Annotated in this window: 4 protein-coding genes; all 4 read right to left on the bottom strand. The window is 66.9% G+C overall.

Translation table 11 applies throughout. The features are described from left to right. Positions 1-151: 151 nt before the first annotated feature. Entirely contained in the window at positions 152-544 is a 393-nt protein-coding gene (locus Q0O95_RS13460; protein ID WP_293699689.1) for a GNAT family N-acetyltransferase, read from the bottom strand. Beyond that, the gene (locus Q0O95_RS13455) at positions 541-1,134 is read right to left on the bottom strand and encodes an HdeD family acid-resistance protein (protein WP_293699686.1); all 594 of its coding nucleotides are present in this window, start codon (positions 1,132-1,134) and stop codon (positions 541-543) included. Before Q0O95_RS13455 ends, Q0O95_RS13460 begins: the two co-directional genes overlap by 4 nt. 259 nt (positions 1,135-1,393) lie before the next feature. Further along, on the bottom strand, positions 1,394-2,566 hold the full coding sequence (locus Q0O95_RS13450; protein ID WP_293699683.1) for an acyl-CoA dehydrogenase family protein: 1,173 nt from the start codon (positions 2,564-2,566) through the stop codon (positions 1,394-1,396). A 62-nt stretch (positions 2,567-2,628) separates the two neighbouring features. Further along, positions 2,629-3,870 (bottom strand): beta-ketoacyl synthase, encoded by a 1,242-nt coding sequence (locus tag Q0O95_RS13445; RefSeq protein ID WP_293699680.1) that lies wholly within the window; start codon positions 3,868-3,870, stop codon positions 2,629-2,631. Positions 3,871-3,999 lie beyond the last annotated feature (129 nt).

Below are 3,999 nucleotides of genomic sequence, written 5' to 3'. Positions count from 1 at the left end.
AGTACGGGAAGAAGCCGCCGCTGTTCTGCCGAAAACGCCGTGCTCTGGCTCATGCCCACCTTCATCTAGCTCTTCGGCTGCGCCAAACGCAGCCTCAGCCAGGCTACTCCTGTTCCGCTGTCTCCGGGGCATCCACCTCCCGGCTTCGCTGCTAGCGAGCGGCACGCACCGCCGCTCTGACGACCGCGATGTCGTCTTCCGTCGCGTCACGGAAGGCGCCGCCCTCGGCGACGAACGCATCGCCGTGCTTCTGCAGATGTTTCGCGAAGAGCGGGCAGACGGGCACGACCGTGAGCTTTCTCGCGATGCTGTCGGCGAGCGCCGCGCGCAGCAGAATGCCCGCGAGTCCGCGTCCGCCGAACTGTTCGTCGACCTCCGTGTGGAAGAAGAGCCGCTCGTTCTCTGCGACCGGCGAATCCACGAAGTCGGCCCGCCCCGCGAGCGTCGAACCTTCGAGTGTGACGGTGAATGCCGGGATGGCTCGGTTGCGGTCGAGCGCGACATCGACAGCCGCGCCGGTCTTGTCCCGGTGCTGCGTTGTCATGCCGGTTCCTTTCGCAGTTTGCGCATCTGGAATGCGATGAAGATCATGACCGTGCCGAACACGATGCCGTAGACACCGGCGAGCCATACGAGTGCCAGGAACGCGCTGCCGGGTGACCAGATGATCGCGATCGCCAGGATGATGCCGAACAGAATGTGCAGGATGCCGAACCAGGTGCCCCATCCGCTACCTCTGCTGCCCAGCTCAAGCACACCTCGCAGAATGAGGCCGAATGCCAGTGCCCACAGCACGAACAGCCCCACCAGGGCTCCTGTCGCCGTGGGGAAGATGACTGCGACTAGACCCGCGAGCAGGCTCACGATGCCGCCGGCGAGCGTCCATCCCCAGCCGCGCATGCCGCTCTTTCGCTGCCGCATGGCGATGACGACGGAGGCGACACCGTCGAACAGCAGCCACACTCCGATCGTGATCGCGACGAAAACTGCCAGGACAGCTGCGCCGAGCGCCGGAAGGAACATGATCACGCCGAAGATCACGGCAAGGATCCCCCGTATCAACAGCCATACGAAACTGGTCTTCAAGAGCGAATCGACCAGTTTCTCCGGGTTCGCTGCTGGTGCATCGGTCACGGCAACCTCCTCGGTCCGTTTCCCTTCAAGGGTTCTTATTTCACCTTACTCCCGGCCCTCTCCAGCGTGACGTTGGCCCTCGCACCAGAACGCCGTTCGTCTCCGAGACGCACCCGACCATCCCGTACCCCGTCACACTTCTCGGTCTATAGCTGGAATGACTGCTCTATACGGGCGTGTCGGCATGCATAGACCGAGAAGTGTGCACGCGCGCAGGAGCGACGTCTAGCAGCGCGGGTCAGTCGTCTAGCAGCGCGTGTCAGTCGTCGAGCAACGCTGCTGCGAACATCGGGCGAGCGGCGTCGGCGGATGGCGGATGGAAGAGCCCAGCCGCGGCATCCCGGAACACCCTGTTGAGTTCGTGCTCGTTGTCGAAGCCAGTGCCGCCGGAACACTGCAGCGCCGCTTCCGCCGAGCGGCGGGCGATGTCGGAGGCATGGATACGGGCGCTCACCATCCGCAGCGGCCATCCTGCTCCGTGATCGACCAGGTCATCGAAGTCCCGGGCGTAGGCGTCGATCTGTGCCGGCACCGGCAGATACTCCATGTGCGCATCGGCGAGCCGCGCACGGTACTCGGGCACATCGGCGAAGGTCGTGCCCGACTTCGCGGATTTGCGCTTGAGCAGACCCGCAGCGCCGAGTTCGAGCGCACGGCGCGCAACACCCGCATACACGGACGCCACCAGCAGCTGGAAATTGCTGGTGATGGCGAACGTCAGCAGGTCGGGATGCCTGCCGGTGGGGATGCGCCGAACAACTCGGTCGGGCCGCATGCGAGCCCGTTCGAGGATGGTCGACCGGCTGTGCGACGGCCGCATGCCGAGGACGTCCCAGCGGTCGGAGACCGAAATGCCCTCGGTGTCACGGTCGAGGAACCCGTAGACGAGCCGCGGTTCGTCGGGGTTCGAGTTGTCCAGACCGTGCGTAATCAGTCGGGACCAGACCGGTGACAGCGACGTGAAGATCTTGACGCCGGAGAGTAGATAGCTGCCGTCGCTCTGCGGTTCTGCCGTCGTGTTTGACCCCTGCAGCACCCAGTCGTTGGCTGGCTCGCTGACCCCGAACGCGAGGATCTCGCCCGCTGCGGCGTCTCGCAGGACGAACTCGAGCGAGTCGTCGCCGCGTTCCCGCATGGCGTGCGCGACACCCGTGCACAGCTGGTGCATGTTGATCGCGAGCGCGGTTCCCGCTGCTGCGGAGGCGAGTCGCTGCTGGAGCCGCACGACCTCCTGCAGGTTCAATCCGCCGCCGCCGAGTTCCTGCGGCACGAACGCCGTGAGATACCCGCGATCCTGCAGTTCTGCGAGGTCGTCGTCGAAAAAGGCATTGCCGCGGTCGTAGTCGGCGGCGCGTTCCCGGAATCGCTCCAGGAGTTCGTCGGGCAGATACTGCTGCGCAAGCGCCGCGTGACGTGTCTCTCTGTCGGTCATGATCCCCTTCTGTCTTCACTGTCGCTCTCGCGCCGGGTCGCGCACCCAATAGCCCGGGCCGTTCACCTCGCTGCCGTCAGCAGCAGCGCTCCGTTGTGGCCGCCGAAGCCGAACGATGTCGAGAGCACAGCATCCACGGGTGTCGGCCTGGCTTCGCCCCGCACGAAGTCTCGGTCTACGAACTCCGGGTCGTCGAGATTGATCGTCGGTGGCAGCAGTCCGTCGCGGATCGTCTGCACCGAGATAATGGCTTCGACGACGCCGGATGCTCCCAGCAGGTGGCCAGTGCTCGACTTCGTGGCGCTGATGGGCAGGGTTCGTGCTGCCGGCCCGAGCGCCGTGTCGAGGGCGGCGAGTTCGGCGCCGTCGCCCGCTGGTGTTCCAGTACCGTGCGCGTTGATGTGCCGCACGTCGGTGGGCTCTCGCCGCGCGTCTGCGAGGCACGCGAGCACGGCATCCGCCGCTCCCCTGCCCTCCGGATGCGGTGCGGTCGCGTGGTGCGCATCGCTCGATTCGCCGAAGCCCGCGAGTTCCGCGAGCACTTCGGCGCCTCTCGCCTTCGCGCGGTCCGTCGCTTCGAGCAGGATCGCTGCGGCCCCCTGCGCCATGACGAAACCGCTGCGCGCACGGTCGAACGGCCTGCTGGCTGCGACCGGATCGTCCTCGTAGCCGGCCGCGAGCGCTCGCATGTTCGCGTTCGACGCGAGGTTGACGGGGTTCAGGCAATCCTCCATGCCGACCACGAGTACGGCATCGGCGTAGCCGTGGCGGATGCGTCGCATCGCGTCGCCAAGCCCGATCGCGCCGCTTGCGCAGGTCGCGGCAACTGCGTGGGCCGGACCTCGCGCACCGAGTCGCTGGCTGAGCACGGCCGCCGCACCGTCCGGCGCACCGTACGCGGACAACGTCAAAGGCACCGCTCTCGACCCCCGGGCATCGAGTTCGCGGGTCGCGTGCTGCATCGCGTCGACGGGGCCGGATCCGGTTGCCGCGATGACGGCGAATCTGCGGGCGTCCCACGGCAGGTCATCGACGCCGGCTTCGCGCAGCGCCTGCTCTCCGGCGGCGACCGCCCACTGCTGCACGGGGCTGAGTCTGCGGGCGAGCGAGCGCTCGAGCACCTTCTCCGCGTCGAAGTCGCGAACTTGCGCGCCGATCCGGACGGGCAACTCGTCGAACTCGTCTCCTACGAGCACGCGGACCGCGCTGCGCCCGGCGACGACGGCATCCCAGAGTTCTCGTGCCGTGTTGCCGCTCGGCGTGATCGCGCCGAGCCCCGTTATCGCGACCCTTCTGCTGGTCATAGTCGTTCCGCCTCCCCCGCTGCGATGAGGTCGGTCGTGGCCCCTCGCCGGATCTTCCCACCCACGGTACGGGGAAGCGCAGGGATGCGATACCACCGTCCCGGGACGAACTGCGGTGCCAGCCGCTCC

This window comes from uncultured Agrococcus sp. (genome assembly GCF_945915485.1).
Lineage (GTDB): Bacteria > Actinomycetota > Actinomycetes > Actinomycetales > Microbacteriaceae > Agrococcus.
Note: the sequence above shows the minus strand (reverse complement) of the source record. Positions and strands in the feature narration are given on the sequence as shown.